Consider the following 24,225-nt stretch of genomic DNA (forward strand, 5'->3'; position numbering starts at 1 on the left):
CATGCAAGCTGCCACCATCAGTCCGCCGCGCGCGGAGCGGCCCGGCTCGCCCCTTGCCAGGCCGCACGAAGTCGATCTGTCGATCACCTGCCGCAATATCAATGTGCGCTTCTTCACCGACCGGCGCAGCGTCACGGCGATCGAAGGCCTGAGCCTCGATGTCGCGGCGGGCGAGTTTCTCACGCTGCTCGGCCCGTCAGGCTGCGGCAAGTCGACGTTCCTGCGCGTCGTCGCGGATCTCGTGAAGCCGAGCCGCGGTGAGATCAGCGTGCTCGGCGCGGCGCCCCGGATTGCGCGCGAGCGCCGCGACATCGGCTTCGTGTTTCAGGATGCGGCGCTCCTGCCCTGGCGCACTGCGATTCAGAACGTCGGGCTGCCGCTCGAAGTTGCGGGCGGCAGGGCGCGCGCGGGCCGTGCCACGCCGCGCGAGCTGCTCGAACTCGTCGGCCTCAAGGGCCGCGAGGATGCGTACCCGCACGAAATGTCGGGCGGGATGCGTCAGCGCGTCGCGATTGCGCGGGCGCTCGTGAGCGATCCCAAGGTCCTGCTGATGGACGAGCCGTTCGGCGCGCTCGACGAGATCACGCGCGACCGTCTGAACGAAGAACTGCGCCGCGTGTGGAAGGAGATAAGCCTCACGACGCTCTTCGTCACGCACAGCATCTACGAAGCGGCCTTCCTCGGCCAGCGCGTGCTGATGCTCGCGGCGAACCCGGGGCGCGTGAAGGAGATCGTCCCGGTGAACCTGCCTGAAGACCGCACACTCGATATTCGCGAGACGCGCGAATTCGTCGAGCTCGCCGCGCATCTGCGGCGCGTCCTGGAGACCTGCTGATGACCACGTCCGAAATGCAGTTGAACCTCTCGCCCGAGGCGGCCGACCCCGAAGCGCAGGCGTGGCTCGCGCGCCGCCGGCAGCGTCTGTGGCGCGCGCGCATGCTGCCTGCACTGGGTGTCGCGGGGCTCCTCGTCGCCTGGTGGGCAATCGTGGCCGGTTTTCACGTGAAGCCGTTCATCGCGCCGTCGCCGCTGCTCGTCCTTCAGACGCTCGCAAGCAAGAGCGACCTGCTGCTGCAGAACCTCGTGCCCACGGCGATCGAGGCTTGCGGAGGCTTCTTGCTCGGCAACCTCGCGGCGATCCTGCTCGCCACGGTCTTCGTTCACAACAAGACGCTTCAGGACATCTTCTATCCGGTCGCCGTCATGATCAACTCGATCCCGGTCGTCGCGAAGGCGCCGATCCTCGTGCTGATCATGGGCAACGGGCTCGAGCCGAAGATCACCATTGCCGCGATCGTGTGCTTCTTCCCGACACTGGTGAACATGGTCCGCGGGCTGCAGGCCGTGAACCCGCAGGCGATGGAACTGATGCAGATCCTGTCGGCGAGCAAGCGCGAGATCTTCTTCAAGCTGCGCATCTATGCCTCGTTACCGTACCTGTTCTCGGCGCTGCGCATCGCCGCATCGATGTCGGTGATCGGGGCCGTGGTCGGCGAATGGATTGGCGCGACGGAAGGCATCGGCGCCATGATCATCCAGGCGACCTACAGCTTCGACTCGGCCTTGCTGTACACGGCGATCATCATGAGCGCCGTCCTGTCCGGCCTTTTTTTCCTCGTGATCGCCGTGCTCGAGCGCTGGCTCGTCAGATGGCAGCCCGAAAGCGCCCATTGAAAACAAGCGACACGACCCCCTTCCGATAGGAGACGAAATGAACATGATCAGCGACTGGATTCAGGAAAGCGCACACGATGTGCGCGTGGCGGCAAGAGCGAACGTGGTGGTGGTCGGCGGCGGCCCCGCCGGGCTGTCGGCGGCGATCGGCGCGGCGCGCAACGGCGCGCAAGTCATACTGCTCGAACGTTACAACCACCTCGGCGGCCTCGCGTCGGGCGGCATGGTGCTCGTGCTCGACGACATGTGGGACAACCACCTGCAGGAGATTTCCGTGCGCGGCACCTGCATGACGTTCATCGAGCGCATGGCCGCACGCAAGCTCGCGACGTTCCCGCGCTCGCACGAATGGGGCGACGATCCGGCCTCGTATCGCCAGTGGGGCCGCTGGGGCACGTTCGATTTTCACAGCCAGAAGACGCCGCATCCCGTGTGCTTCGCGGCGGCCTTCGACCCGGACGCGATGAAGCGCGTCGCGCTCGAAATGGTGGAGTCGCTCGGCATCGAGCTGCGTCTGCACTCATGGTTCTCACGCACGCTCGTCGAGGACGGGCAGGTCAAGGGCGTGATCTGCGACACGAAAAGCGGCCGTGAAGCGATCCTCGCCGATGTCGTGATCGATGCCACCGGCGACCTCGATGTCGCGGCATCGGCGGGCGTGCCGCATGTCGGCGGCACCTACATCACGACGACGGTTTTTCGCCTGGGCGGCGTCGATACCGATGCGGCCGAACGTTTCGAAGCGGAAGAGCCCGAAGCGTTCGCGGCGCTCGACCGTCAGATCAAGCGGATTCTCGGCGGCTCGTGGGGCTACTGGTGGCTGAAGACGCCTTTGCCCGGCGTCGTGTGGTGCAATTGTCCGCACATGGCGGGACTCGACGGCCTCAAGCCCGAGGACCTGACGCGCGCGGAAATCCAGGGGCGCAAGCACATCCACGCGGTCGTCGATTTCGTGCGCGAGAAGCTGCCAGGCTTCGAAGCGTGCTACGTGATCGACGTCGCGCCGCAAACCGGCGTGCGTCAGACGCGCCTGCTCGAAGGCGAATACGTGATGACAAAGGACGACCTCGCGCAGCGCACTCGCTTCGACGACAGCATCGCGCGCGGGCGTGACTACTACATGCCCTATCGCGTGCTGCTGCCCAGGCAGGTCGACAACCTGCTCGTTGCCGGCCGCCACTATTCGGCGACCTCGCAGGCGCAGAAGATGTCCCGGGAAATTCCGCCCTGCATGGCGATGGGCGAGGCCGCCGGCGTGGCCGCGGCGCTCGCGCTCGGTGCCGGTGTATCGGTGCGCAACGTCGACGTGCGCGCGCTTCAGAAGACCCTGCGCGCGCAAGGCGCCGATCCGGGCGACCAGACCGGACGCAACGCCGACATTCCGCCGCTTGCCGTTCATGTCGACGCGAGGGAAGCCGCATGAGCATCGCACACAGCACAGTCGAGGCGCACGGCCTGCCGCTTTCCGGCGTGCGCATCATCGATCTCACGCAGGTGATGATGGGTCCGGTCTGCACGCAGATGCTCGCGGACTACGGCGCCGACGTCATCAAGGTCGAACGAAAGGGTGCGGGCGACCTGAGCCGCTCGACCTTCGAGCCGGTCGCGGGCGCCGACAATCCGATCTTCTGCAGCCTGAACCGCAACAAGCGCAGCGTGGCGCTCGACTTGCGCGACGGCGATCAGATGGCGGCATTGAAGACCCTGATCGCGGATGCGGATGTCGTGGTCAGCAATTTCCGCGCGGGCGTGATGGACCGCATGGGCATCGGCTATGAGGATTGCCGCCGGCTGAATGCGCGGATCATCTATGCGGTGGGGACGGGTTTCGGCGAAACCGGACCGTATGCGCACAAGGGCGGGCAGGACGTGCTCGCGCAGGCGATGAGCGGCGTGATGGCGCGCCGCGCCGACGAATCGGTGCCGGTCTCGGTGTACCCGACCGCGCTCGCCGACTACTCGGCGGGCATGCACATGGTGCAGGGCATCCTGCTTGCGCTGCTGCATCGTGAGCGCACGGGGGAAGGGCAGAAGGTCAATGTGTCGCTGTACAACTCGATGCTCTCGATGCAGATGCAGGAGGCCGCGATGATCATGATGGCCGACTCGGAGGTGAACTGGGCCGCGATGCCGCTTTCGGGCGTCTTCGATACGCACACCGGCGCGCTCGTGCTCGTCGGCGCATTCAAGCCGAACCCGCTGCGCGATATCTGCGCCGCGCTGCAAATCGAGGACCTCTCCGCCGACCCGCGCTTTTGCAACCTCAACCAGCAGTTCGCTCACAAGACGGAGTTGCAACGCATCTTCCGCGAGCGCTTCGCGAGCAACACGCGCGAGTTCTGGCTCGCGCGGCTCGAAGAGCAGGACCTGCTGTGCGCGCCGGTGCGCGATCTGCGCGAAGCGCTGGTCGATCCGCAAACGCTGCATAACGGGCTCATCATGGAAGGCGAGGGCGAGGGCCAGCCGGTGCGTTTCATCGGTAGCCCCATCGAGCTTTCGATGGCGCCGGTCGGGTTGCGGCGCGCGCCGCCGAGGCTCGGGCAGCACACAGAGGAGATTCTTCAGCAATTGCGCGGCGGCGTCGCCACGGAGGCCGTATGAGCATACGTCTAGTCATCGACCAGCACGTCGCCACGGTGACGCTCGCGCGGCCCGACGCGCTCAATGCGATCGACCTCGCAACCGAGGCCGAGCTGCAACGTGTCTGGGCCGAACTGGAGCACAACCGCGACGTGCGCGTCGTGGTGCTGACGGGCGAGGGCGAGCGGGCGTTCTGCGTCGGCGCGGACCTCAAGAATCCGTCCGTGAGCGGGCTCGAGTACTGGGCGGCGCCGCGTCCCGGCGGCTTCGGTGGCATCGCGTTGCGCGAGACGCTCAACGTGCCGGTCATCGCGCGCGTCAACGGGTATGCGCTCGGCGGCGGCTTCGAGATGGTGCTGGGGTGCGATCTCGTGATTGCCTGCGAGGAAGCGAGCTTCGGCCTGCCCGAGGCGCTCGTCGGCCGCATGCCGCTCGACGGCGGCATGACGCTGCTGCAACGCCAGATTCCCTACCGTCAGGCGATGGCGATGCTGCTCACGGGCAAGCGTGTTTCCGCGCGCGAAGGCCTCGACATGGGGCTCGTCAACGAGGTCGTGCCGCGCGCGCAACTCGATGACGCCGTGCAGCGCTGGGTCGACGCCGTGCTCGCATGTGCGCCGCTGTCGCTGCAGGCCATCAAGCAGGTGGTGAAACGCACGTCCACGCTGTCGGCCTCCGAAGCGCAGGCGTTGCGGCTCCCGGCGCTCGTCGCCGCCCTGCAATCCGAGGATGCGCACGAAGGCGTGCGCGCATTCCAGGAGAAGCGCAAACCTCGCTGGAGCGGACGCTGATGGCCTACGTCATAACCTCGCCGTGCATCGACGTGAAAGACGGCGCATGCGTGCCATGCTGTCCGGTGGACTGCATCTACGAAGGCGAGCGCACCCTCTACATTCATCCCGATGAGTGCATCAACTGCGGGGTATGCGTGTCGGTGTGCCCGACCGAGGCGATCTTTCACGAGGAGGAACTCCCGCGGGAGGAGGCGTCGTTCGCGGCCGTGAACCGGGAGTTCTTCGGCGTGCGCGTGAGTGCGCTCGGTTCCCCGGGTGGCGCATGCGACGTCGGCAAGGTAGCCTGCGATCATCCGGAGGTCGCCGCCTGGCCGGTCCGGGCCCTGAACTGAGATGACACGATGCATGCGAACGTCCTGAAGTATTTCGTCGAAGTAGCGCGGTGCAGTTCGATCCGCAAGGCCGCACAGAACCTCTATGTCGCCTCGAGCGCGGTCAACCGGCAAATACTGAAGCTGGAAGCCGAGATGGGGACCGAACTGTTCGACCGGCTGCCGAATGGCATTCGCCTCAACGCGGCCGGCGAGCGCGTGCTCCAGCATATCCGCGCGACGCTGAACGATTTTCACCTGATGCGCAGCGAACTCGACGAACTGAAGGGCGAACGCAAGGGGCACGTCTCGGTCGCGGCCATGGATTCACTCTTCGTCGATTTCCTGCCGGCGACCGTCGAAGAGTTCTCCGACGCGTATCCGGCCGTCACCTATTCGATTGCCGCCGTGCCGCCGCACGACGTGCCGCCGCGGCTCGTCAGCGGCGAGTACGACATCGGCATCTCGTACATCACGAAGCTGCCCGCGGGCCTCGATGTCGTGACGGAAGTCTCTCTGCCGCCGGGGGTCGTGATGGCGTCGTCGCATCCGCTCGCGAAAAAGGAGCGCATCAGCTTCGACGAATGCCGCAACCACGCGTTTCTCCGGCTGGAAGGCCGCTCGCCGATCCAGGGCGTGACGACCGACTTCCCGGAATACTGGGAATCGCTGCAGCCGAGCGTGACCTGCAACTCGACGACGCTGCTCAAGCGGCTGATCGCGTCGGGGCGGGGCATTTCATTTTTCTCCAAACTGGCTTTCCTCGATGAACTGTCGCGCGGCGAAGTGGTGTGGCGCCCGCTCGACGACGTCAACGTGAACGCGCTCACGGTCGGCATCATTGCGCCGAATCAGCGCGTGCTGCCGCACGTCACGCTCGAGTTCGTCGAGCGCATCGTGCGGCGGCTCAAGCACGTCGAGCTTTCGCTGCGGGAAGCCTGATCCTCGAGCCAGCCGAAGCACGGATGCAGGACTTGAAGAACAACGTTGTATTGATCACCGGCGCGAGTTCCTGCATCGGCGCGGCGCTCGCGGAGCAGAAGGGCCGGATGGCGTCCCGCACAGCCCTTCAACCTGCCTCATCGCCGATACGCATCTTCAAGGCCGCGACGAACCGCTCCGTCAACGGCGGCAGCGTGCGGCCGCGCTTCTTGATCAGCGCGATCGGCCGGACGAACGCGGCATCGTCGATCGGGCGCACGACGAGTCCCGGTTCGGCCAGCACCTCGCGCGCCGTGCCGGGAAGGATCGTCACGCCGAGCCCGCCGCGCACCATCGCCACAGCGGTCATCATGTAGGTCGGCTCGCACGCGATGACCGGAGTCCGGCGCGCGCCCTCGAGCGCCGCGTCGACCACGGCCCGCACGCTCGTGCCTTGCGCCGTGAGCACGAGCGGCACGCCAGCGAGATCGTCGAGTCCGATGCGCCGCCGGCGCGCCAGCGGATGCGCCTTCGGGCACACCGCGACAAGACGGTCGACGCCCGAATGCAGCACGTCGAACGCGCCGTCGGGGAGCTCGCCGCCCGTCAGCCCGATATCGACGTCCTCGTTGCGCACGAGCGTGTTCACCATGCTCGCGACCACGTCGCGAACCTGAAAGCCCGCGCGCGGCACCGCCTTCCTCAGGTCCTGGATGAGATCCGGCAGCAGGCTCGCGGCGAAGGTCGGCAGGCACGCGATGCGCACCGTGCCGCTCGATCCGTCGGCGAGCGAGCGCGCGTCGGTGAGCACCTGCTGCATGTCGTGCAGCGACTTCTGCAGCACCGGCAGCAGTTCGCGCCCCGCCGGCGTCAGCGCGACATTGCGGCTGTTGCGGTCGAACAGGCGCACGCCGACCGTGTCCTCCAGCCGGCGAATCTGCACGGTGAGCGCGGGCTGGGACAGGTGCAGGCGCGTCGCCGCACGCGTGAAGCTGCTCGTCTGGGCGACGGCGACAAACGCCCGGATGTCGCGAAGGTTCAGATCCATTACGTTTCTCGAATGCTGCAATCAAATCATTTCAATTGATCTATCGGTGGCATCAAATTACGCTGAACCCCACTAAAAGACAAATCCGGAGACAAGCACATGCTGCCATTGCTGGGGCTCGCCACCATCGTCGTCCTGCTCGGGGCGATCCTGTCCAAGCGCATGTCGCCGCTCGTCGCGCTGATCATCGTGCCGATCGCGGCGTCGCTGATCGGCGGCTTCGGCCTGCAGACCAGCAAGTTCGTGATCGATGGCCTGAAAAGCCTCGCGCCGGTGGTCGGCATGTTCGTGTTCGCGATCCTCTACTTCGGGACCATCACCGACGCAGGCACGCTCGACCCGATCATCGACCGCATCCTGAAAGCAGTCGGCACGAAGCCGACGCGCATCGTGATGGGCACGACGCTGCTTGCGCTCCTGATCCATCTCGACGGCTCGGGCGCAGTGTGTTTCCTCGTCACGATCCCCGCCATGCTGCCGCTCTACGACCGCCTGAACATGGACCGGCGCGTGCTGGCCGCGGCGGTGTCGATGGCGGCGGGAATCAATTTCCTGCCGTGGACGGGGCCCATGATTCGCGCTTCGGCGTCGCTGCATCTGCCGATCTCGTCCATCTTCAATCCGCTGATTCCGGTGCAGGCGATCGGCCTCGTGTTCGTGTTCGGCATGGCCTATCTGCTCGGCAGGCGCGAAGAAAAGCGCCTCGGTTTCACCGGCGCGCACGGGTCGGTGCCGATGCCCAGGCGCGAACTCACGCCCGAGGAACAGGCGCTGCGCCGCCCGAAGCTCTTCTGGTTCAACGTCGTCCTCACGCTGATCGTGCTCGGCACGATGGTGGCCATGGGCGAGAAGATTCCGCCCGCGATCATGTTCATGGTGGGCTTGTGCGTTGCGCTGATGGTGAACTATCCGAACGTGGAGATGCAGAGAAAGCGCATCGACGCGCATGCGCGCGCCGCGCTGATGATGGCCGGCATCCTGCTCGCCGCAGGGGTCTTCACCGGCGTGCTGCAGGGCAGCGGCATGCTGAAGGCGATGGCGCAGGCCGCCGTCGGCTTCGTGCCGCCTGCGATGGCGAGCCACATACCGGTCGTGCTCGGTCTCCTTTCGATGCCGCTCAGCATGCTGTTCGATCCCGACTCGTTCTACTTCGGCCTCTTGCCCGTGATCGCCGAGGTGGCGGGGCAGCTCGGCGTGCCGGCGGTGCAGGTCGGACAGGCGGCGCTGCTCGGCCAGATGACCACCGGCTTTCCGGTCAGCCCGCTCACGCCCGCGACATTCCTCGTGGTCGGGCTGTGCGGGATCGATCTCGCCGACCATCAGAAATTCACGTTCCCGCTGCTGTTCGGCGCATCGATCGTCATGACGATCGCCTGCGTCGTGCTGGGCGTTTTCCCCTTGTGAGCCACATCCATGGACACTGACACGATGACTGCAACTCACGACGCACGCCGCGTGCGGATCGGCGCGGGTGCCGGATATTCGGGCGACCGGATCGAACCCGCGGTCGAACTGGCGGAACATGGCGCGCTCGATTATCTGGTTTTCGAGTGTCTCGCCGAGCGCACGATCGCCCTTGCGCAGCAGATCCGGCGCAATGATCCGGCGCTCGGCTATGACCCGCTGCTGGAGGCGCGAATGGCGGCGGTACTGCCGGTCGCCGCGCGCAATGGCGTACGGATCATCTCCAACATGGGCGCAGCCAATCCACTCGCGGCCGCGCGCAGGACAGCCGAAATCGCGCGATCGCTCGGCCTCGACGGACTGAGGATCGCCGCGGTCACCGGCGACGATGTGCTCGACGTCGTGCGCGAAGGCGGCATGACGTTCGAGGAATCCGGCGAAAGCGTCGCATCCCACGGCGAGCGGATCGTGTCGGCGAACGCATATCTCGGCGCGGCGCCGATCGTCGAAGCGCTCGCTGCCGGCGCGGATATCGTGCTGACCGGGCGCGTCGCCGATCCCTCGCTCTTCACCGCCCCGCTGATCCACGAGTTCGGCTGGGACATGAACGACTGGAACACGCTCGGACAGGCGACGGTCGTCGGGCATCTGCTGGAATGCGCGGGCCAGGTGACGGGCGGTTACTTCGCCGACCCCGGTTACAAGGATGTCCGGAATCTCGCGCGGCTCGGCTTTCCGATCGGCGAAGTGAGCGCGGACGGCTCGGTCGTCATCACGAAAGTGCCGCACGCTGGCGGCTGCGTAACCGAGGCGACGTGCAAGGAACAACTGCTCTACGAAATCCACGATCCGCGCCGTTATCTGCAACCGGACGTTGTCGCCGACTTCACGCGGGTTCGCGTGACCGGGGAGGCTCCCGACCGCGTGCGCGTGACGGGCGGATGCGGCACGCCGCGCACGGCTACGCTCAAGGTCTCGGTAGCGTACGCGGACGGCTTTATCGGCGAGGGGCAGATTTCCTATGGCGGTCCGGGCGCGCTCACGCGGGCGCGGCTTGCGCTCGATATCGTCCGCGAACGGCTCGAGCTGACCGGCGTTCAGACGAGCGAACTGCGTTTCGACCTGATCGGCGTCGACTCGCTGCATGGCGAGCGCGCCGGAGCGCGCGGCGGCGAGCCTTATGAAGTACGCGTTCGCGTGGCGGGGCGCACGGCATCGGCCGCGCAGGCAGCGCGAATCGGCAACGAGGTAGAGACGCTCTACACCAACGGACCCGCGGGCGGCGGCGGCGTGACCAAGGCGGTGCGCGAGGTGCTCGCGGTGCAGTCGGTCCTGCTGCCGCGCGAGCGGACGAAGCCGGCATTCGAATTCGTGGAGGCATGACATGAAGCTGCGGGAACTAGCTCACTCGCGAACCGGCGACAAGGGCAATACGCTGAACGTGTCGGTCATCTGCCACGACGCGCGACATTATGAGCACCTGCGACAGGTGCTGTCGGCGGATCGCGTGAAGGCGCATCTGGGCGACGTCGTGCGCGGCGACGTCGTACGCTACGAACTGCCTGATCTGGCCGCTTTCAACTTCGTGCTCGGACAGGCGCTCGGGGGCGGCGTGACGCGCTCCCTCGCGCTCGACGCGCACGGCAAATCGTTGAGTTCCGCGTTGATGGATCTCGATCTCCCGCCGCCCGTCGCCGATCCTGGATGCGCCGCCAGCTTTCCGGAATGAGGGGCATGCGACAGACCGCGCCGTCTGTTCAATACGATACGAACGAGCGTGAGCCTCGGGAGGCGGCAATCTTCGTTCGACGGTATCGGCGAAGGGCCGAGCCTGTCGGGCGCCGCGGTTCCCGATGCTTGTCAGGTCCCGCGGGAACCGAGGCTGCGCCCGTTTATTTCTTCTCGGGCATGACCGACGAGTGATGACTCGTGATGAGCCATTGCGTCCCGTCCCAGTGATAGGTGTAGGTGTAGCGCGCCTTGACCACCGCACCCGTTCTTGCGAAGGTGAATGTGTAGAGCCCCGCGTCCACCGCGGAATTGCATCCCAGTTCGACCAGACGGAAGTCGATCTTCCCGGACGGACGATCCGGCAGAAAATGGCGGAAGTAGTCCTCCTTCTCTGCGGGCGTCAAACGCGGCTGGTTGGATACCGTCGGAAGCAGAATCGAGCGCTCCGCATAGTTGGCGACCACCTTGTGCGGATCACCGGTTTGCAGCGACTGATTCCATCGATCGAACAGCGCCGCGATCTCCTGTTCCGAGGTTGCCTTGCAGCTTTCCGTGCGCGACGCCGGCGCACTGCTCGACATGCCCTGGTTCGCGGCGCATCCGGCGAGCGCGAAAGCAAGGACCGCAATCGTGAATGACTTCATGGCGGCATTTCTCCCGTCAGGAGGTGAGAGGAAGGCAGGACGCCGGCAGGTCCCGGCCGCTTCCGACTGACGTGACGGTCCTGGGCGGACGGTGCCTTTTGCGGTTGTCTGCCAGTTTCGGTCAGGCCAGCACTCGAGCATGCGCTCTCCTGCCCGATGGCGAATGGTCGGACAACAGCAGCCACCCTGCCACCCGTCGAACCTGTTGACCGAAGCATGTAACTGCTTAGCCGGACGGGAGCGCGTTCTGATGGCGTTCCTCTCCTGGCCAACCTCTTGATACTCCGGTAACTGGAAAGACTTGCACGCTTGTCTACCCCCGTCTATTGGACCAAAGTCTCATGGCGTTGCCGGCGAAACGGGAGCAGATTGTCTGTTGAGGCACCGCGCACCGTGCCCGCGTCAGGCAAACCCGCTCGATCATCGACCAAGGCCATTGCGTCGATTCATCGAGCACCCGGGCGCGGCAGCAACAGGTTGTCCATGGCGCAAGTGCCGGCGCAGTCGCGGCACAGCGGGATCCTGATGCAGCCTCGCATGACTCATGACTACTGGAGTGAACAATGAATGCAATCAAGACACTCAAGTTGACTGGCGGCGCATTGATCGTCGTCGCGTCCATCAATGCGTGGTCGCAAACCAGCGAGTCAGCGGCCACGCCGGGTCAGTCCGGGGCGACGTCGTCAAGCCCGGCGCCTTCGAAATCCAGCGTCAGAAAGGCGAATCGGGCACTCAGCAAGAAGGTGCTGCTGGCGCTCACGAAGGGCGGTGTCGATACTTCAGGAATCAACGCAATTGCAAAGGGTGGCGCGGTGACGCTTGCAGGACACGTGTCGAATCCGGCCGACATCGACAAGGCCGGCTCGATAGCGAAGGGTGTGGCGGGCGTTACGTCCTTGAAGAATGCGCTGACGATCAGCGAGGGCGGGCAGTAATCCCTCTCGAGCGGCCGGCGGGCATCACGTCGGCCAGATGCCTCCGGTCGTGTTTGCGACCTTGGCAGTCGCATTCGTTTTACTTCCTTGAATCGACGTCCGCCGCGGACCTGATTCGCCCTCCAGCGGGCGACGGGTTCCGGCCGATCGTCTCCCCACGTCGGAGCGCGTTTGGCCCGGCTATCAGCCATAGGATCGAACGTCAGTCCGACCGCATTTCGACACCGCTGTCGAGATCGCCACAAACCCGCACGCGATCAACCCCGGCATGTCCCGTTCGCTATCGCGCGAGTTATCAAACTTGTAACGTGCCCGTCAGCGTTGTGCCAGCCTCTCCGAACCACAATGCCTTCATCGCCGCTCAGTGAGAAACGGCGTTCGAGTGGGCTCCATTCGATCCGAAGCAGGCCTGTAACGGGCCTTTCGTCATCAGTTCACAGAGGCTGAAAATCGTGAAGAAAGTTTTGTGTGCGGTTCTGACGACCGCGATGCTGGCGCCGTTCGCGTGCTTTGCGCAGACGGCGGGCGATAACGTGACGCGCGCGCAAGTGCGCGACGAACGGGCGCAACTGGAAGCGACGGGCTATCGCCCGAGCACGCATGACGCGGATTATCCCAATGCGCTTCAGGCGGCCGAAGCGAAGGTCCAGATGGCGCATGAAGGCGCGCCTTCCTACAGCGGCGCTCGGGACGGCTCGGCATCGATCAGCGCCCTCGAGGCGAACCACACCGCAGTGCAATAGCCCCATCGCGGACTACGCTCGTATCTCGTGCAACCGCTCGGGAGGGGTATTGTCATGAAGACTGCATCGCGGGTCGCTGCCGTCGCTGCGCAGGCGTCGGCGCAAGCCGGCGGCCTTCCCCGCGCTGGCCAGGGCGCGGCGCACGAGACCGCTCAACTTCCCCGATACGTCCCGAAGCTCCAGGGCGAGCACAACAGCGGCACGTGATAGTGCTGTGCCGCATCCGCGACGGTGAAGCGAACCGGCACGACGTCGGCAAATACGTCCGGCGTGCGAAAGTAGTCCGCCACCCAGAAGCGCAATTCGAAGTCGCCGGCTCGAGCTTGCGCGGCGGGCAGAATGGGCGTGTCGGTGCGCCCGTCGCGGTTCGTCCGCGTGCGGGCGATGAGCGTCGGGGGCTGCGTGCCCACGTCGAACAGTTCGATCTGCATGCCTGAAGCGGGTTTGCCAAGCGATACATCGAGTACATGGGTGGTGATGCCTGCGGCCATGGTATGTCTCCTGATCGTGCGCGCTCGTCAGCTGCCGCGGTAATAGTTGTAGCTCCAGGGCCCGAACAGCACGGGCAGGTGGATGCGCTGGGTGATGTCCGTCACGCGAAAGCGCAGCGGAATCTTCGACAGGAACAGCGGCCGCGGAAGGCTCGCCTTGCGGGCGGCGAAGTATTCGTCCACATGAAGCACGAGTTCGTAGGTGCCGGCGCGGTAGGCGTCGCCGATCAGCAGGGGCGGCTCGCTGCGGCCGCTGGCTGCAAGCGTCACGGTCTGCAGATGCCGGGACTGGCCGTCCTCGATGCGGGCAACGTCCACGCGCATGCCGGCCGCGGGGGTGCCGTGCCAGGTGTCGAGCGCGTGCATCGTCAGGCGCGGGCTGAGGCCGTCCTGCTGCACCGGGCCAGTGGTCTGGTTGGGGGCAGGTGCAGGGGCGGGGGCTGCCTGCTCGCCGGCAGCCAGCGCGGTGCCGGCCAGGAGGACACTGCCGCCCAGCGTCATGGTCTGGAGGGCAAACCGGCGGCGGCCGGCGTCGAAGGTGAGGGGAGTGTCTTTGTCGCTCATGTCAGGCCTCCTGCTTGTTGTCCTGCTTGTCGTCCCGCTCGTGGCCGAGCTTGCGGATGCCGACGAGCACCAGCACCGCGGCCAGGATCTCAATGACCGCCACAATGTACAGACCCGACGTGACGCGGCCGGTGGCGTTCTTGATCAGCCCCATCACGTACGGCGCACCGAAGCCGGCCAGGTTCGAGACCGAATTGATCAGGGCCACGCCCACCGCGGCGGCACCGCCTGCGAGGTAACGGTTGGGCAGTTGCCAGAACACGGGGATGGCGCTCATCGTGCCCACCAGCGCGGCGGTCATGGCCAGCATGGCGATGACGGGCGGCAGCGCCGCTACGCCCAGAAGCGCGGCCAGCACGAGCATCGACACGCCGCCCGCGATCGCCGCGCCGCTGAAGTGCCAGCGCACTTCGTTGCGGCGGTCCGAATGGGCGCCGTTCGCGATCATGCCGACTGCGCCGCAGAGGTAGGCTACCGCCGCGATCCAGCCCACCGCCATCGGCGCGCTCACGCCCAGGTCCTTGATGATGGTCGGGATCCAGAACGTCAGCGTGGAGTTGGCGCACAAGAGGCAGAAGAAGATGGCGATCAGCAGCCACACCTTGCGGTTCGTGAAGAGCGAGCGCCAGTCATGACCGCGCTCGCCCATGGCGGCGTTGTCGCGGCGCAGCGCGTCGAGCACCACGTGCTTTTCGTCGTCGGTGAGCCAGCGTGCCTGTTCCGGCTTGTCGGTCATGTAGAACCACGCGAAGATGCCGGCCAGCACCGAGGGGATGCCTTCCAGGATGAACAGCCACTGCCAGCCGTGCATGCCGTGCACGCCGCCCATCGAGGTCATGATCCAGCCCGCCAGCGGGCCGCCGAGCACCCCGGCGATCGCGGATGCCGACATGAAGGTGCCGAACGCCCTGGCGCGCCGTTGCGACGGATACCAGTAGGTGAGATAGAGGATCACGCCCGGATAGAAACCCGCCTCGAACGCGCCCAGCAGGAAGCGCAGCAGGTAGAACTGCGTGGGCGTCGTGACGACGGTCTGCAGCATGCAGATCACGCCCCAGCAGATGGTGATGCGCATGATGGTCTTCTTGGCGCCGATCTTCTGCAGCAGCATGTTCGACGGCACCTCGAACAGAAAGTAGCCGAGGAAGAAGATGCCCGCGCCCAGACCGTACACCGCTTCGCTGAACTTCAGCGCATCGAGCATCTGCAGCTTGGCGAAGCCGATGTTCACGCGGTCCAGCCAGGCAAGCACCCACAGCACGCCGAGGAACGGCAAGAGGCGCCACGAAACCTTGCGATAGACGCTGGCTTCCGCGCTGTCCTCCTCGCCGGCGAACGCCGGCATGCCCTGCTTGATGATCGACATGGTGTCTCCTTTCCTGTCGGTTTGCATTGCGCGGCCGGGGCGCCAAAGCGGCGCGGCGGCAGTGCATTTGGATGGAAGCAAGTATAGAAACGGCTCGCCGAACGGGAACGGGGCGGGATCCAATAGGCCCCATAGCAACATGTATATGGGTTGAAAAGCCTTGTGTGGCGCGGGTTTGCAGGGTCCCGGGGCGTGTTTCGCAGCCCCTAAGGATTACCCCTAGCCCGCGCTTGCGGCTCCGGCCACGCGGCGCGCCGGCATCTCCGCCGGCCGCGTCGCGCTTCGACGGCGTTGCCCTGTGGTGCGCGACACGCTACAAATGCACCATTGGCAGGCAGCGGCGCACGGCAACGCGGGCGCCGGCTGCGTCTGGCCGCCTTCCGTGCACAGGACCCACCATGATTCGCGCCGATGATCCGTTCGATACCTACCTGCTGCGGGTGCTGTGCACGCTGATTGCCGAGCGCAGCGTGTCGCGCACGGCGATTCGCATGAACCAGTCGCAGCCGGCCATCAGCTCCGCGCTCAAGCGGCTGCGCGCCATTTTCAACGACCCGCTGCTCACCCGCGAAAAGAACGTGATGGTCCCCACCGAGCGCGCGCTGCAGCTGGCGCAGAGCGCGCAGGCGGCACTCAGCGCGCTGGACAATCTCCTCGTGTCGGATGACCGTTTCGATCCCGCCACCACCGAGCAGAGCTTCACGGTGGGCATGCCCGACTATCTGGCGCCGCCTTTCTTTGCCCATGTCGTGCGCGAGTTCTGCCGCGCTGCACCGCGTGCGCGCCTGGTGGCGGTGCCGCTCAGCGCCACGTTCAACTACGAGCAGGGCCTCTCGGAAGGCTCGCCCGATATCGTCATCGGCAACTGGCCCAATCCGCCGGAGCACCTGCATCTGTCGGTGTTGCTGGAAGACGAGGTGGTCTGTGTGGTGGCGCAGGACAGCGTCCATGTGCAGCCGGGCAAGTTCACGGCGGAGGCGTACCTGAGCGCGTCGCATATCGTGCCCACACCGTATTCGCGCGACCAGCGCGGCGTGGTGGATACCGGGCTCAGCACCATGCGCGTACACCGCGACAACCGCGTGAGCTGCCCTTACTTCAACCTCGCGCCCAGCCTGATCCCGGGCACGGACCTGATCCTGACGACCGGCCGCCACTTTGCCAACTATCATGCGAAGCATCTGCCGGTGGCGGTGCTCGATCCGCCGATCGATTTCCCGTTCATGCGCTTCTACCAGCTCTGGCATCCGTCGCGCCACCGCTCGGCCTCGCACATCTGGCTGCGAGGCATGCTGACGGCGGCGGCGCAGGAGCTGCGCGACCTGCGCGACATGCACCGCGGATAGCGCCACCGGATAGCCCTATCGGGTTCTGTTATGCGGCCTATAGGGCCATGGTCCTCGCCGCTTGCGCGCGTGCTTTCTATACTCGGCCCGTATTCATCATCGATGCCTTGCCAACGCGGCGGGCCTTACGGGAGAGCAGCGCATGTCACAGCCGATCGATCTGGCGCCGGTCAACGAACTGGACCACACGACCTTTGTACTTACGTTTGGAAGCGTGTTCGAGCATTTTCCGCAGGCGGCGCACGGCGCGTGGGCAGAGCGGCCGTTTGCGTCGGCGGCCGCGCTGCACGACGCGATGATGGGCGTGATACGGAAGCTGGATGCGCACGGTCAGCGCGACTTCCTGAACCTGCACCCGCTCTTGTCCGGCGCCAACATCCGCGCGGGCACGATGACGTCGGATTCAAATGAGGAACAGAAAAGCGCAGGGCTGGACGCAATGACGGCCCGGCAGGAAGCGATGCTCGAACGCCTGAACACGGCCTACCTCGCGCGGCATGGCTTTCCGTTCATCATCTGCGTGCGGCACTACACGCGCGAAGGCATCTTCACCGCGCTCGAGCGCCGCATCGAGCGCAGCACGCAGCAGGAACAGGACGAAGCACTGGCGCAGATCGCGGCGATCACGCGCGGGCGGCTGGATGTGCGCCTGAACGCGTTTCGCCAGGTGAGCACGAGCAGCGTCGGTCGTTGACCTGGCAAAACAGAAGATCCGTGTTGCCGTACGGCGGCGGGGCCCGTCAGAGCAGCAGGCCTTGCTCCAGCGCGTACCGTGTCAGTTCCGCGTTGCTCTTCAGGCGCAGCTTGTTGCAAATGCGTGACCTGTAGGTGGTCACGGTGTTGGGGCTCAGGTGAAGTGTCTTCGCGATCGCCGCCAGGCTGTCGCCGGAGACGAGCAGCTTCAGCACTTCGAGCTCGCGGTCGGAGAGCGCCTCGTGCGACACCGTGGGGCTCCCGCCGACATTGCATGCAAACTGCTCCGCAAGCGCGGGACTGATGTACTTGCCGCCGGCCGCGGCCTTGCGGATCGCGCCGACGAGCGTCGCGGTCGGGCTGTTCTTGGTCAGGTACCCCGCTGCGCCATGCTTGAGCGCACGCAACGCATAAATCTCCTCCGAATACATGCTCAGCATGAGCACCGGCAGCGCGGGCTTCTTGACGCGGATCAGCTTGAGCAGGTCGAGCCCGCTCCGGTCCGGCAGCGCGATATCGACGAGGGCGACATTGAAGTCCTGGTGCTGCACGAGATCGAGCGCCTCCTGCGCCGTCTCGGCCTCGCCGGTGACCTGAATGTCGCTCGCGGTGCCGAGCATGAGCCGCACCCCGTTGCGCACGACGGTGTGATCATCCACCAGCAGCACGCTGATCGCCTCATTGGTCATGAAGTTTCTCCAGAGGCAATCTGAATACGACGGCTGTACCGCACCCGGTAATGCCGGTGACCTTGATCTGGCCACCCACATGACGCGCCCGCTCCTGCATTCCGGCGATGCCCCACGATACGCCGTTGAAAACATGCGCAGCTTCGATACCCTTGCCGTCGTCCGCGACTTCGACGATCAGGGCATGCTCGTCGAGCAGCACGCGCACCGTTATCTTCGATGCCCCCGCGTGGCGGATCGCATTGGTCAGCGCCTCCTGAACGATGCGAAACAACACGATGCTCGTTTCGGGCGTTACCGTCATCGCCGCGACCGGCGCGTCGATCGTCAGAGAACAACTCAGGCCCGTCTGCTTTTCGATCTGTCCGGCATACCACTCCAGCGCGACCCAGATGCCCAGTTCGTCGAGCACGCTCGGCCGCAGGTCCGTGATCACTCTGCGGACCGTTTCGATAGCGGTATCCGCGAGATCCGAGGCGTCCGCGAGTTGCGGATCGACTGCGCGTCCTTCCGCCTTCGCACGGTCGATCGCAACCGAGACATACGCCTTGATGCCGGTGAGCACGCCGCCAAGCTCGTCGTGGATTTCCCGTGCAATGCGCTTGCGCTCGTCTTCGCGAATCCGTTCCTGATGCGCGGCGAGTTTGCTGAGCGCGGACTCGGTCTCCTTGCGCCTCGCAACCTCGTATTCGAGCGCCTTCGCCTTTTGCTGCAACAGCGCGGTCGCGCGATGGAACTGGTCGGAATCGGCGGTCCCGTTCACGTATTCCTCAGACGCGCAAACGTGCGAATGCGCGGCAAAGATACGATGAAACGCCTGGGACTCCCGCTCGCCCTGGAACGCTTCCATCGGATAGGCGCACAACAGCGAAAAATCGTGGTCCCGCGCGAGGTCGTTCCACAATTCCTCGAGACGCACCGCGGCTTCCATTTTTCCCGCGGCGCACAAGAGCGCGACCATTTCGCCGAAGGCGCGCACGCGCACGGCACCGTTCGCGGACGCGCGGCGCAGCAGGGTGCCGATGACATCCGCAAACCGCCTGGCGTCGGGCCAGCCGTCGACCATGAAGCCGGCGAGGGTCTCGTCGGCATCGACCGAGATGAAGCGGGACTCGGAATCCGCAAAAGGAAAGACCGCGTTCACGCGGCGCGCGATGGCCTCGCGGTGCGTGTTTGCGGCAATGACGATTGCGCTTTCGCCCGCGCAAAGGGCCGTGTTAACGAAGCGGGATACCTTTTCGTAGAGAAAAGATTCACTTTCGTAGAACTGCACAGCGTGTTCGCACATCGGATGCTCCAGGGTCCTTGCTCGCGCCAAGTTTAACAGCGGTGCCGTGCTCGGCGGGCGACGATACTGCCATGCCGATGTATGGATTCCCCTACAAGATTCGTCCGTGATTCGTGATGGTGCTGCGTGCACGCTCTGTCAAGATAGCTCCCGTGACAAGCATTTGTCTGCCTCACTTTGCTGGCGTTTTGTGGGGCACGACGAGCGCGGCACCTTCCGAGCGCCGCGAATACGATAATCCGACGCACGAGGACACGGCTTCCTCCTGCGAAAGAACTTATAACTACGAGACAAAATGCTGACTCCCCATGAATTCGCCACATTGATGCTGATCCGGGATGGCCGGGATCAGATCGATCCGGACCGCGTCGAGCTCGGTACGCTCGTCGAGCGTCAGCTCGTTGCACTGGAGAGGCTCGCTTCGGGCCGCGAGCGTCCCCATCTCACCGATGACGGCGATTCGATCCTCCGGGCCGTCGCCCGCGCAAATGGAGCATGCGCGCCTCACGTACACAAAAGATCGAAGCCGAAGCTCTGATTTCCTCATACGGCCACTGCGGAACCGTCGCGCTGATGCCCGTGAATTAAGCAAGTACTGGCAGTCGCGCATCTTTTTCGATCTCGTACGCTGACGCTGCGTAGCCTCGCGTGCCCGTGAACGTTGGATGCGGGCGGCAGACGGCGCATCGAACCCAATTTGCAGGAGTTCCGCCATGTCAAGTCCCGAGCAGTTCCTTGCCGCGCAGAAGGCGAGCGCCAACAGCGCCTTCGGCGTGGCCATGAAATTCTTCGAAGGTATCGAAAGACTGGTCGAGCTGAATCTTCAGACAGCAAGGTCGACGCTTGCCCAGACCGCGGACAACACCGCAAAAGTGCTGTCGGCAAAGGAGCCGCAGGACTGGTCCGCGCTTCAGGCGAGCTTGCTTGCGGCCTTTGCCGAACAGGCCCAGTCGTACGCCCGTCAATTCATGGACATCGCGTCCTCCGCTCAGGCTGAATGCCTCACGGCCGGGCAGGCGCGTTACGAAGAGCAGAACCGGCGCGTGCGAACGCTCGTCGACGAACTGGTCAGGAGCGCTCCGGCGGGCTCCGAAGCACTGACCGCGGCGTGGAAATCCGCGATCACCTCGTCGAACACGTGGTCCGAATCGCTGCGGCGAAGCGCGCAACAGACGGCCGAACTGGCGGCAAGCAACTTCAAGGTGGTGACGGCCGTCGGCTCGAAAGCCGCTGCCCGCGCGGATCAAAAAGCGTTGTAGGTCGGCAGGCGAGGCGCCGCGGAACGGCGGCGCCTCGCAAAAAGCTTGGGCAGGAGGCCGTGCGCCGGAGCTTCGTCTTCCCGGCGCGGGCTGCGCGTCACCCGCGAACATCTCCATCACCGGTGCGCATGTTTTCGAATGCGCCTTGCGCCTTTTCCCATTGGAGCTACCCGGATGAACGAATCGCTAGTCGCAATCGTCGTTGGATCGTCCACTTTGCTGATCGCGGCGCTGATGGTGATCGGCCACTGCATACGCGAGCACCGGCGCCGCCACCTGACGCAGCGCCTGAAACATGTGTGCTGGTGGGACACAAGCCGGTCCCGACGTTGATGCGCGCGCGCAAGCTCGTCTACGCGAGCCGCAACCCGAGCGAGTCGCTTCGTTCGCGACTCGCAGCGCGGGGCTGGCATGTCGAAGTGGTCGCCGGCGCGAACGAGGTTCGCCGCTCGCTTCGCCGCGACGTCGCGATGGGCGGCCTGCTCGATCTGTCCAGTGGCTTCGATCCGCACGAACTCGCGGCGCTCGCCCCTTCTCTCGCGCTCATCAATGTCGGCTGGGTGGCGCTGATCGACGCCGCGCAGCGCAGGAACGCGTCGGTGCGCCAGCTGATTCGCGACTGCTGTTTCGATTACGTGACCGTCCCGGCAAGCGACGAGCGGATCGTCGACTCGATCGGCCACGCCTACGGGATGGCCGTGCTCAACGAGGTGCCCGAGGAAGAGCGCGAGGGCCGGCCGGAAACCGGGATGGTCGGCGCGTGCGACGCGATGCGCACGCTCTATCGGCTGATCGGCAAGGTGGCAGCCAGCGACGTGTCCGTCTTCATTGCCGGGGAGTCGGGCACAGGCAAGGAGCTGACGGCTCTCGCCATCCATGCCCGTTCCGCGCGCCGTCACAAGCCGTTCGTCGCCGTCAACTGCGGAGCGATTCCCGCGCCGCTGCTTCAGTCCGAGCTGTTCGGCTACGAAAAGGGCGCATTCACGGGCGCGCACCGGCGCAAGATCGGAACGATCGAAGCCGCCAATGGAGGCACGCTGCTCCTCGATGAAATTGGCGACCTGCCGCTCGAAAGCCAGGCAAGCCTGTTGCGCTTTCTGCAGGAAGCCAGAATAGAGAGGCTAGGGGGCCAGACCTCGATCGCAGTCGACGTGCGCATCATATCGGCGACCCACGTCGACATGGCGGGAGCCATGAGGGAAGGGCGCTTCAGGCCGGATCTCTACTACCGGCTCGGCGTTCTGCACATAGAGGAGCCGCCGCTCAGGGCAAGAGGCAAGGATATCGAACTGCTCGCGCAGTACACGCTCGATCGCTTCAGGAAGGAAGCAGGACGGCGATTGCGCGGCTTCTCGCCCGACGCAATCGCCGCAATGCACAACTATGGCTGGCCAGGCAATGTGCGGGAACTCATCAACCGGATCCGGCGCGCGATCGTGCTGTCCGAAGGCGGCCAGATCACGGCGAACGATCTCGAACTCGGCGACTATGTCACGCTCGCGCCAGTCTCGATCGCGCAGGCGCGCGTCATCGCCGAACGACAGGCGCTCGAGCTGGCGATGCTGCGCAATCGCGGCAGACTGAGCGATATCGCGCACGATTTGAACGTCTCACGCGCGACGTTGATGCGTCTCATGCATGCGCACGGCATCCATCGCGGCGACGCGAGCGCGGACCTCGCGCAGGAGCTGGAAAGGGAGCGACGGGCCTTCGCTCGATGATCCGAATGCACTGCACGCGCAAAGCGCGCCGCGACAGCGCGGAAGCGGAAGAAACATATAAGCGCTGACACCCCCGCCATCGATATTCCAATGTCAAAACCGGGCGCGTTTTCGCGCCGGGTCGAGGACTTTTGGGTGCAGGGCGGAAGTGCCGGAGCCGTGGCCGATGACGGTAACTCTGACGGACCTCGTCATTGATTTTTTGGCGGATCGTGCTAGACCTTAGGAGGACAGGAATTTTCATCGCCTGCATCCGATCCCATTTAAGCGTCTCCTGTGGTCGACTCGACAATTGAGGGGGTGAATCATGAAGATCGTCGTTATCGGCGGCACCGGCCTGATCGGCTCGAAGGCCCTCCCGATTCTGCGGCAGGCCGGCCACGAGGTCGTCGCCGCCTCGCCCAAGAGCGGGGTCAACACCATCACCGGCGAGGGACTCAAGGAGGCGCTCACCGGCGCGCAGGTGGTGGTCGATCTCGCCAATTCGCCCTCATTCGAAGACAAGGCGGTGCTGGAATTCTTCGAGACCTCGGGCCGCAACCTGCACGCGGCGGAGGCCGCAACGGGCGTCGGGCACCATGTCGCGCTGTCCATCGTTGGAATCGACCGGACACCCGAAAACGGCTATTTCCGCGCCAAGGTCGCCCAGGAGAAACTGATCGAGGCCTCCGGCATCCCGTACACCATCATCCGCTCGACCCAGTTCCTGGAATTCCTCGGCGGCATCGCCGCTTCGAGTGCGGATGGAAACACGCTCAGGGTTTCGCCCGGCCTGTTCCAGCCCATCGCCGCGGATGACGTCGCCGCCATCGTTGCCGATGTGGCGCTCGCGGCGCCGGCAAACGGCATCGTCGAGATCGCGGGCCCGGAACGGGCGCCGTTCAACGAAATCATCGCCCGCTATCTGAAGGCGATCGGCGACCCGCGCGAGGTCGTGAGAGATCCTCAGGCCCGATACTTCGGCGGCCTGGTCGAGGAGCATTCGCTCGTGCCCCTGGGCGAGGCGCGCCACGGCCGCATCGGTATCGACGAATGGCTGCGGCGCTCAAAGGCAGGGGCCTGATCCCGCACGAGGCAGCCGGAGGAATGACGCTTCGTCAGATCGCGCCGGCCAGCCACAGCGCGACGTTGACAGCGTAGCGGCGGGTGTCGCGCAGCGCTTGCGGCTCGGTCTGCATCCCGTTACCGGGAAGTTCGGTCACGAAGCTCGGACAGCCAAGTCGCGTGTCCCAGTTGTAGTCGGCCAAATGGTGAAAGGTGCTCTGGGCGACTGCGGGGCCGCCCCGGACCGAGGGCTCGAAAGCGACCGCGAGATTGAAACGCTTTTCCGTCACCTTGCTTTTGCCTCGTGCGATCACGCGGGCTGGTTCATCTGCGGGTGCGCCGACGGCGCCCTCGTGCGGATGCGCCGGCAGGAACCGGATCGCGCCGGTGGGAGAGTCAGGGTCCGCCAGCACCGGATGGATGGGCGCGACGATCGTGACTTCCTGAAAGTCTCCGTTCGCGCCCGAGTGAAAATTGGGCCAGGAAATCTGCGGCGTGTACGGGTCGTCGGTCACACGCCGGGACTGGTCGGGGTCCAGGTTGCGGGTGTGAAAGTGGTGTGCCTTTCCCACGCCGCCCAGGCTGCACAGCGAGCAGCCCAGATCCATGTGATCCCTGGTCACGAAGAGGCCGCGACCCGCCAGTCGGAATCGCGTGATTCCCGCGCAGTCCTCGGGGGTCAGGCCGTCTCCTTCGTCAACCGCAAACAGCCACAACTGGTCGAATCCGCTTTCATCGAGACGGGAAAGAATCGAGTCTGGCTGCCCGAGCGGGTCGCGGTCCCGCGCAACGACGTTGAACGTCGCGCGTCCGTCTGGATCTCGATGTGCCCGCAGGAGTTCTGTCAGGCGGCTGAACCGCGCAATCGACCAGTCGTCGGCGACAGGCGGGATGGTCGTTTGAAGCAGGATCTGGATGGGGCGCACGATGGTCGGTAGTCTGGTTGCGTTTAATCAGTGGCGGACGAGCAAGAGTCGCC

The 24,225-nt window shown here is 65.2% G+C and carries 27 protein-coding genes; 19 read left to right on the forward strand and 8 right to left on the reverse strand.

Translation table 11 applies throughout. The features are described from left to right. Position 1: 1 nt before the first annotated feature. Genes BG61_RS06885 through BG61_RS06915 form a run of 7 tightly spaced genes read left to right on the forward strand, consistent with a single transcriptional unit; the run spans position 2 to position 6,301 of the window. Complete coding sequence (locus BG61_RS06885; RefSeq protein WP_035930815.1) at positions 2-835, forward strand: ABC transporter ATP-binding protein; 834 nt, start codon at positions 2-4, stop codon at positions 833-835. Then, positions 835-1,674 carry an ABC transporter permease gene (locus BG61_RS06890; RefSeq protein ID WP_035930814.1) on the forward strand — a complete coding sequence of 280 codons (840 nt, stop codon included), beginning with the start codon at positions 835-837 and terminating at the stop codon, positions 1,672-1,674. The genes BG61_RS06885 and BG61_RS06890 overlap by 1 nt, the downstream gene beginning before the upstream one ends. Before the next feature lie 37 nt (positions 1,675-1,711). Continuing rightward, on the forward strand, positions 1,712-3,097 hold the full coding sequence (locus BG61_RS06895; protein WP_035930813.1) for an FAD-dependent oxidoreductase: 1,386 nt from the start codon (positions 1,712-1,714) through the stop codon (positions 3,095-3,097). Then, complete coding sequence (locus BG61_RS06900; RefSeq protein ID WP_051672337.1) at positions 3,094-4,275, forward strand: CaiB/BaiF CoA transferase family protein; 1,182 nt, start codon at positions 3,094-3,096, stop codon at positions 4,273-4,275. The genes BG61_RS06895 and BG61_RS06900 overlap by 4 nt, the downstream gene beginning before the upstream one ends. Beyond that, positions 4,272-5,045 carry an enoyl-CoA hydratase-related protein gene (locus BG61_RS06905; protein WP_035930811.1) on the forward strand — a complete coding sequence of 258 codons (774 nt, stop codon included), beginning with the start codon at positions 4,272-4,274 and terminating at the stop codon, positions 5,043-5,045. Before BG61_RS06900 ends, BG61_RS06905 begins: the two co-directional genes overlap by 4 nt. Beyond that, complete coding sequence (fdxA, locus tag BG61_RS06910) at positions 5,045-5,380, forward strand: ferredoxin (protein WP_035930810.1); 336 nt, start codon at positions 5,045-5,047, stop codon at positions 5,378-5,380. Before BG61_RS06905 ends, fdxA begins: the two co-directional genes overlap by 1 nt. Positions 5,381-5,389: 9 nt before the next feature. Then, positions 5,390-6,301: a LysR family transcriptional regulator gene (locus tag BG61_RS06915; RefSeq protein ID WP_035930808.1), complete on the forward strand. Its 912-nt coding sequence runs from the start codon at positions 5,390-5,392 to the stop codon at positions 6,299-6,301. Positions 6,302-6,428: 127 nt separating this feature from the next. Here BG61_RS06915 and BG61_RS06920 read toward each other — a convergent pair whose 3' ends face one another. Continuing rightward, positions 6,429-7,328 carry a LysR family transcriptional regulator gene (locus tag BG61_RS06920; RefSeq protein ID WP_035930807.1) on the reverse strand — a complete coding sequence of 300 codons (900 nt, stop codon included), beginning with the start codon at positions 7,326-7,328 and terminating at the stop codon, positions 6,429-6,431. A 99-nt stretch (positions 7,329-7,427) separates the two neighbouring features. Between BG61_RS06920 and BG61_RS06925 the strand changes: the two genes are divergently transcribed. From BG61_RS06925 to BG61_RS06935, 3 genes are read left to right on the forward strand one after another with little or no spacing between them, the layout of a single operon-like run. Then, positions 7,428-8,732, forward strand: a complete 1,305-nt coding sequence (locus BG61_RS06925) for a CitMHS family transporter (protein ID WP_035930805.1) — start codon at positions 7,428-7,430, stop codon at positions 8,730-8,732. A 24-nt stretch (positions 8,733-8,756) separates the two neighbouring features. Continuing rightward, positions 8,757-10,115: an acyclic terpene utilization AtuA family protein gene (locus BG61_RS06930; protein ID WP_035930888.1), complete on the forward strand. Its 1,359-nt coding sequence runs from the start codon at positions 8,757-8,759 to the stop codon at positions 10,113-10,115. A 1-nt stretch (position 10,116) separates the two neighbouring features. Beyond that, positions 10,117-10,461, forward strand: coding sequence for an AtuA-related protein (locus BG61_RS06935; protein ID WP_035930803.1), 345 nt, complete (start codon positions 10,117-10,119; stop codon positions 10,459-10,461). 163 nt (positions 10,462-10,624) lie between these two features. On the opposite strand, the gene BG61_RS06940 is transcribed toward BG61_RS06935, so the two are convergent. After that, the gene (locus BG61_RS06940) at positions 10,625-11,107 is read right to left on the reverse strand and encodes a DUF4440 domain-containing protein (protein WP_035930802.1); all 483 of its coding nucleotides are present in this window, start codon (positions 11,105-11,107) and stop codon (positions 10,625-10,627) included. Between the two features lie 563 nt (positions 11,108-11,670). On the opposite strand from BG61_RS06940, the gene BG61_RS06945 reads away from it, so the two are divergent. Then, positions 11,671-12,042, forward strand: coding sequence for a BON domain-containing protein (locus tag BG61_RS06945; protein WP_035930800.1), 372 nt, complete (start codon positions 11,671-11,673; stop codon positions 12,040-12,042). A 452-nt stretch (positions 12,043-12,494) separates the two neighbouring features. Continuing rightward, positions 12,495-12,785, forward strand: a complete 291-nt coding sequence (locus tag BG61_RS06950; RefSeq protein ID WP_035930797.1) for a DUF4148 domain-containing protein — start codon at positions 12,495-12,497, stop codon at positions 12,783-12,785. 152 nt (positions 12,786-12,937) lie between these two features. Here BG61_RS06950 and uraH read toward each other — a convergent pair whose 3' ends face one another. From uraH to BG61_RS06965, 3 genes are read right to left on the reverse strand one after another with little or no spacing between them, the layout of a single operon-like run. Further along, the gene (gene uraH / locus BG61_RS06955) at positions 12,938-13,276 is read right to left on the reverse strand and encodes a hydroxyisourate hydrolase (RefSeq protein ID WP_035930795.1); all 339 of its coding nucleotides are present in this window, start codon (positions 13,274-13,276) and stop codon (positions 12,938-12,940) included. Positions 13,277-13,303: 27 nt separating this feature from the next. Continuing rightward, entirely contained in the window at positions 13,304-13,840 is a 537-nt protein-coding gene (locus BG61_RS06960; RefSeq protein ID WP_035930791.1) for a hydroxyisourate hydrolase, read from the reverse strand. A 1-nt stretch (position 13,841) separates the two neighbouring features. Continuing rightward, positions 13,842-15,206, reverse strand: coding sequence for an MFS transporter (locus BG61_RS06965; protein ID WP_035930789.1), 1,365 nt, complete (start codon positions 15,204-15,206; stop codon positions 13,842-13,844). Between the two features lie 398 nt (positions 15,207-15,604). On the opposite strand from BG61_RS06965, the gene BG61_RS06970 reads away from it, so the two are divergent. Further along, positions 15,605-16,552 carry a LysR family transcriptional regulator gene (locus BG61_RS06970; protein ID WP_035930786.1) on the forward strand — a complete coding sequence of 316 codons (948 nt, stop codon included), beginning with the start codon at positions 15,605-15,607 and terminating at the stop codon, positions 16,550-16,552. A gap of 142 nt (positions 16,553-16,694) precedes the next feature. Further along, entirely contained in the window at positions 16,695-17,246 is a 552-nt protein-coding gene (uraD, locus tag BG61_RS06975) for a 2-oxo-4-hydroxy-4-carboxy-5-ureidoimidazoline decarboxylase (RefSeq protein ID WP_051672339.1), read from the forward strand. Positions 17,247-17,292: 46 nt separating this feature from the next. Here the strand turns inward: uraD and BG61_RS06980 are convergent, their stop codons facing one another. Both BG61_RS06980 and BG61_RS39175 read right to left on the reverse strand, forming a co-directional pair. Next, positions 17,293-17,934 (reverse strand): response regulator, encoded by a 642-nt coding sequence (locus tag BG61_RS06980; RefSeq protein ID WP_035930784.1) that lies wholly within the window; start codon positions 17,932-17,934, stop codon positions 17,293-17,295. Next, complete coding sequence (locus tag BG61_RS39175) at positions 17,924-19,222, reverse strand: MEDS domain-containing protein (RefSeq protein ID WP_051672340.1); 1,299 nt, start codon at positions 19,220-19,222, stop codon at positions 17,924-17,926. The genes BG61_RS06980 and BG61_RS39175 overlap by 11 nt, the downstream gene beginning before the upstream one ends. 295 nt (positions 19,223-19,517) lie before the next feature. On the opposite strand from BG61_RS39175, the gene BG61_RS39905 reads away from it, so the two are divergent. From BG61_RS39905 to BG61_RS07005, 5 genes are all read left to right on the forward strand, one after another. Further along, the gene (locus tag BG61_RS39905) at positions 19,518-19,760 is read left to right on the forward strand and encodes a hypothetical protein (protein ID WP_075584124.1); all 243 of its coding nucleotides are present in this window, start codon (positions 19,518-19,520) and stop codon (positions 19,758-19,760) included. A 175-nt stretch (positions 19,761-19,935) separates the two neighbouring features. Then, positions 19,936-20,481 carry a TIGR01841 family phasin gene (gene phaP / locus BG61_RS06995; RefSeq protein ID WP_035930779.1) on the forward strand — a complete coding sequence of 182 codons (546 nt, stop codon included), beginning with the start codon at positions 19,936-19,938 and terminating at the stop codon, positions 20,479-20,481. Positions 20,482-20,655: 174 nt separating this feature from the next. Beyond that, the gene (locus BG61_RS42715) at positions 20,656-20,814 is read left to right on the forward strand and encodes a hypothetical protein (protein WP_161783663.1); all 159 of its coding nucleotides are present in this window, start codon (positions 20,656-20,658) and stop codon (positions 20,812-20,814) included. Continuing rightward, the gene (locus BG61_RS07000; protein WP_051672344.1) at positions 20,814-22,202 is read left to right on the forward strand and encodes a sigma-54 dependent transcriptional regulator; all 1,389 of its coding nucleotides are present in this window, start codon (positions 20,814-20,816) and stop codon (positions 22,200-22,202) included. The genes BG61_RS42715 and BG61_RS07000 overlap by 1 nt, the downstream gene beginning before the upstream one ends. A 307-nt stretch (positions 22,203-22,509) precedes the next feature. After that, the gene (locus BG61_RS07005) at positions 22,510-23,265 is read left to right on the forward strand and encodes an SDR family oxidoreductase (protein ID WP_035930776.1); all 756 of its coding nucleotides are present in this window, start codon (positions 22,510-22,512) and stop codon (positions 23,263-23,265) included. Between the two features lie 34 nt (positions 23,266-23,299). Here the strand turns inward: BG61_RS07005 and BG61_RS07010 are convergent, their stop codons facing one another. After that, entirely contained in the window at positions 23,300-24,172 is an 873-nt protein-coding gene (locus BG61_RS07010; protein ID WP_035930774.1) for a hypothetical protein, read from the reverse strand. Positions 24,173-24,225 lie beyond the last annotated feature (53 nt).

The sequence above is a fragment of the Caballeronia glathei genome, from assembly GCF_000698595.1.
In the GTDB taxonomy this organism is placed as follows: domain Bacteria; phylum Pseudomonadota; class Gammaproteobacteria; order Burkholderiales; family Burkholderiaceae; genus Caballeronia; species Caballeronia glathei.

Bases quoted from the DNA above. Each gene is read 5' to 3' on its own strand.
- uraD (WP_051672339.1), top strand. From the start codon at position 16,695: ATGTCACAGCCGATCGATCTGGCGCCGGTCAACGAACTGGACCACACG.
- BG61_RS06905 (WP_035930811.1), top strand. From the start codon at position 4,272: ATGAGCATACGTCTAGTCATCGACCAGCACGTCGCCACGGTGACGCTC.
- BG61_RS06935 (WP_035930803.1), top strand. From the start codon at position 10,117: ATGAAGCTGCGGGAACTAGCTCACTCGCGAACCGGCGACAAGGGCAAT.
- BG61_RS06900 (WP_051672337.1), top strand. From the start codon at position 3,094: ATGAGCATCGCACACAGCACAGTCGAGGCGCACGGCCTGCCGCTTTCC.
- BG61_RS06965 (WP_035930789.1), bottom strand. From the start codon at position 15,206: ATGTCGATCATCAAGCAGGGCATGCCGGCGTTCGCCGGCGAGGAGGAC.
- BG61_RS06980 (WP_035930784.1), bottom strand. From the start codon at position 17,934: ATGACCAATGAGGCGATCAGCGTGCTGCTGGTGGATGATCACACCGTC.
- BG61_RS07005 (WP_035930776.1), top strand. From the start codon at position 22,510: ATGAAGATCGTCGTTATCGGCGGCACCGGCCTGATCGGCTCGAAGGCC.
- BG61_RS06915 (WP_035930808.1), top strand. From the start codon at position 5,390: ATGCATGCGAACGTCCTGAAGTATTTCGTCGAAGTAGCGCGGTGCAGT.
- BG61_RS06920 (WP_035930807.1), bottom strand. From the start codon at position 7,328: ATGGATCTGAACCTTCGCGACATCCGGGCGTTTGTCGCCGTCGCCCAG.
- BG61_RS06890 (WP_035930814.1), top strand. From the start codon at position 835: ATGACCACGTCCGAAATGCAGTTGAACCTCTCGCCCGAGGCGGCCGAC.
- phaP (WP_035930779.1), top strand. From the start codon at position 19,936: ATGTCAAGTCCCGAGCAGTTCCTTGCCGCGCAGAAGGCGAGCGCCAAC.
- BG61_RS07000 (WP_051672344.1), top strand. From the start codon at position 20,814: ATGCGCGCGCGCAAGCTCGTCTACGCGAGCCGCAACCCGAGCGAGTCG.
- BG61_RS06960 (WP_035930791.1), bottom strand. From the start codon at position 13,840: ATGAGCGACAAAGACACTCCCCTCACCTTCGACGCCGGCCGCCGCCGG.
- BG61_RS06940 (WP_035930802.1), bottom strand. From the start codon at position 11,107: ATGAAGTCATTCACGATTGCGGTCCTTGCTTTCGCGCTCGCCGGATGC.
- BG61_RS06930 (WP_035930888.1), top strand. From the start codon at position 8,757: ATGACTGCAACTCACGACGCACGCCGCGTGCGGATCGGCGCGGGTGCC.
- fdxA (WP_035930810.1), top strand. From the start codon at position 5,045: ATGGCCTACGTCATAACCTCGCCGTGCATCGACGTGAAAGACGGCGCA.
- BG61_RS06925 (WP_035930805.1), top strand. From the start codon at position 7,428: ATGCTGCCATTGCTGGGGCTCGCCACCATCGTCGTCCTGCTCGGGGCG.
- BG61_RS06945 (WP_035930800.1), top strand. From the start codon at position 11,671: ATGAATGCAATCAAGACACTCAAGTTGACTGGCGGCGCATTGATCGTC.
- BG61_RS42715 (WP_161783663.1), top strand. From the start codon at position 20,656: ATGAACGAATCGCTAGTCGCAATCGTCGTTGGATCGTCCACTTTGCTG.
- BG61_RS06895 (WP_035930813.1), top strand. From the start codon at position 1,712: ATGAACATGATCAGCGACTGGATTCAGGAAAGCGCACACGATGTGCGC.
- uraH (WP_035930795.1), bottom strand. From the start codon at position 13,276: ATGGCCGCAGGCATCACCACCCATGTACTCGATGTATCGCTTGGCAAA.
- BG61_RS39905 (WP_075584124.1), top strand. From the start codon at position 19,518: ATGCTGACTCCCCATGAATTCGCCACATTGATGCTGATCCGGGATGGC.
- BG61_RS06970 (WP_035930786.1), top strand. From the start codon at position 15,605: ATGATTCGCGCCGATGATCCGTTCGATACCTACCTGCTGCGGGTGCTG.
- BG61_RS06885 (WP_035930815.1), top strand. From the start codon at position 2: ATGCAAGCTGCCACCATCAGTCCGCCGCGCGCGGAGCGGCCCGGCTCG.
- BG61_RS39175 (WP_051672340.1), bottom strand. From the start codon at position 19,222: ATGTGCGAACACGCTGTGCAGTTCTACGAAAGTGAATCTTTTCTCTAC.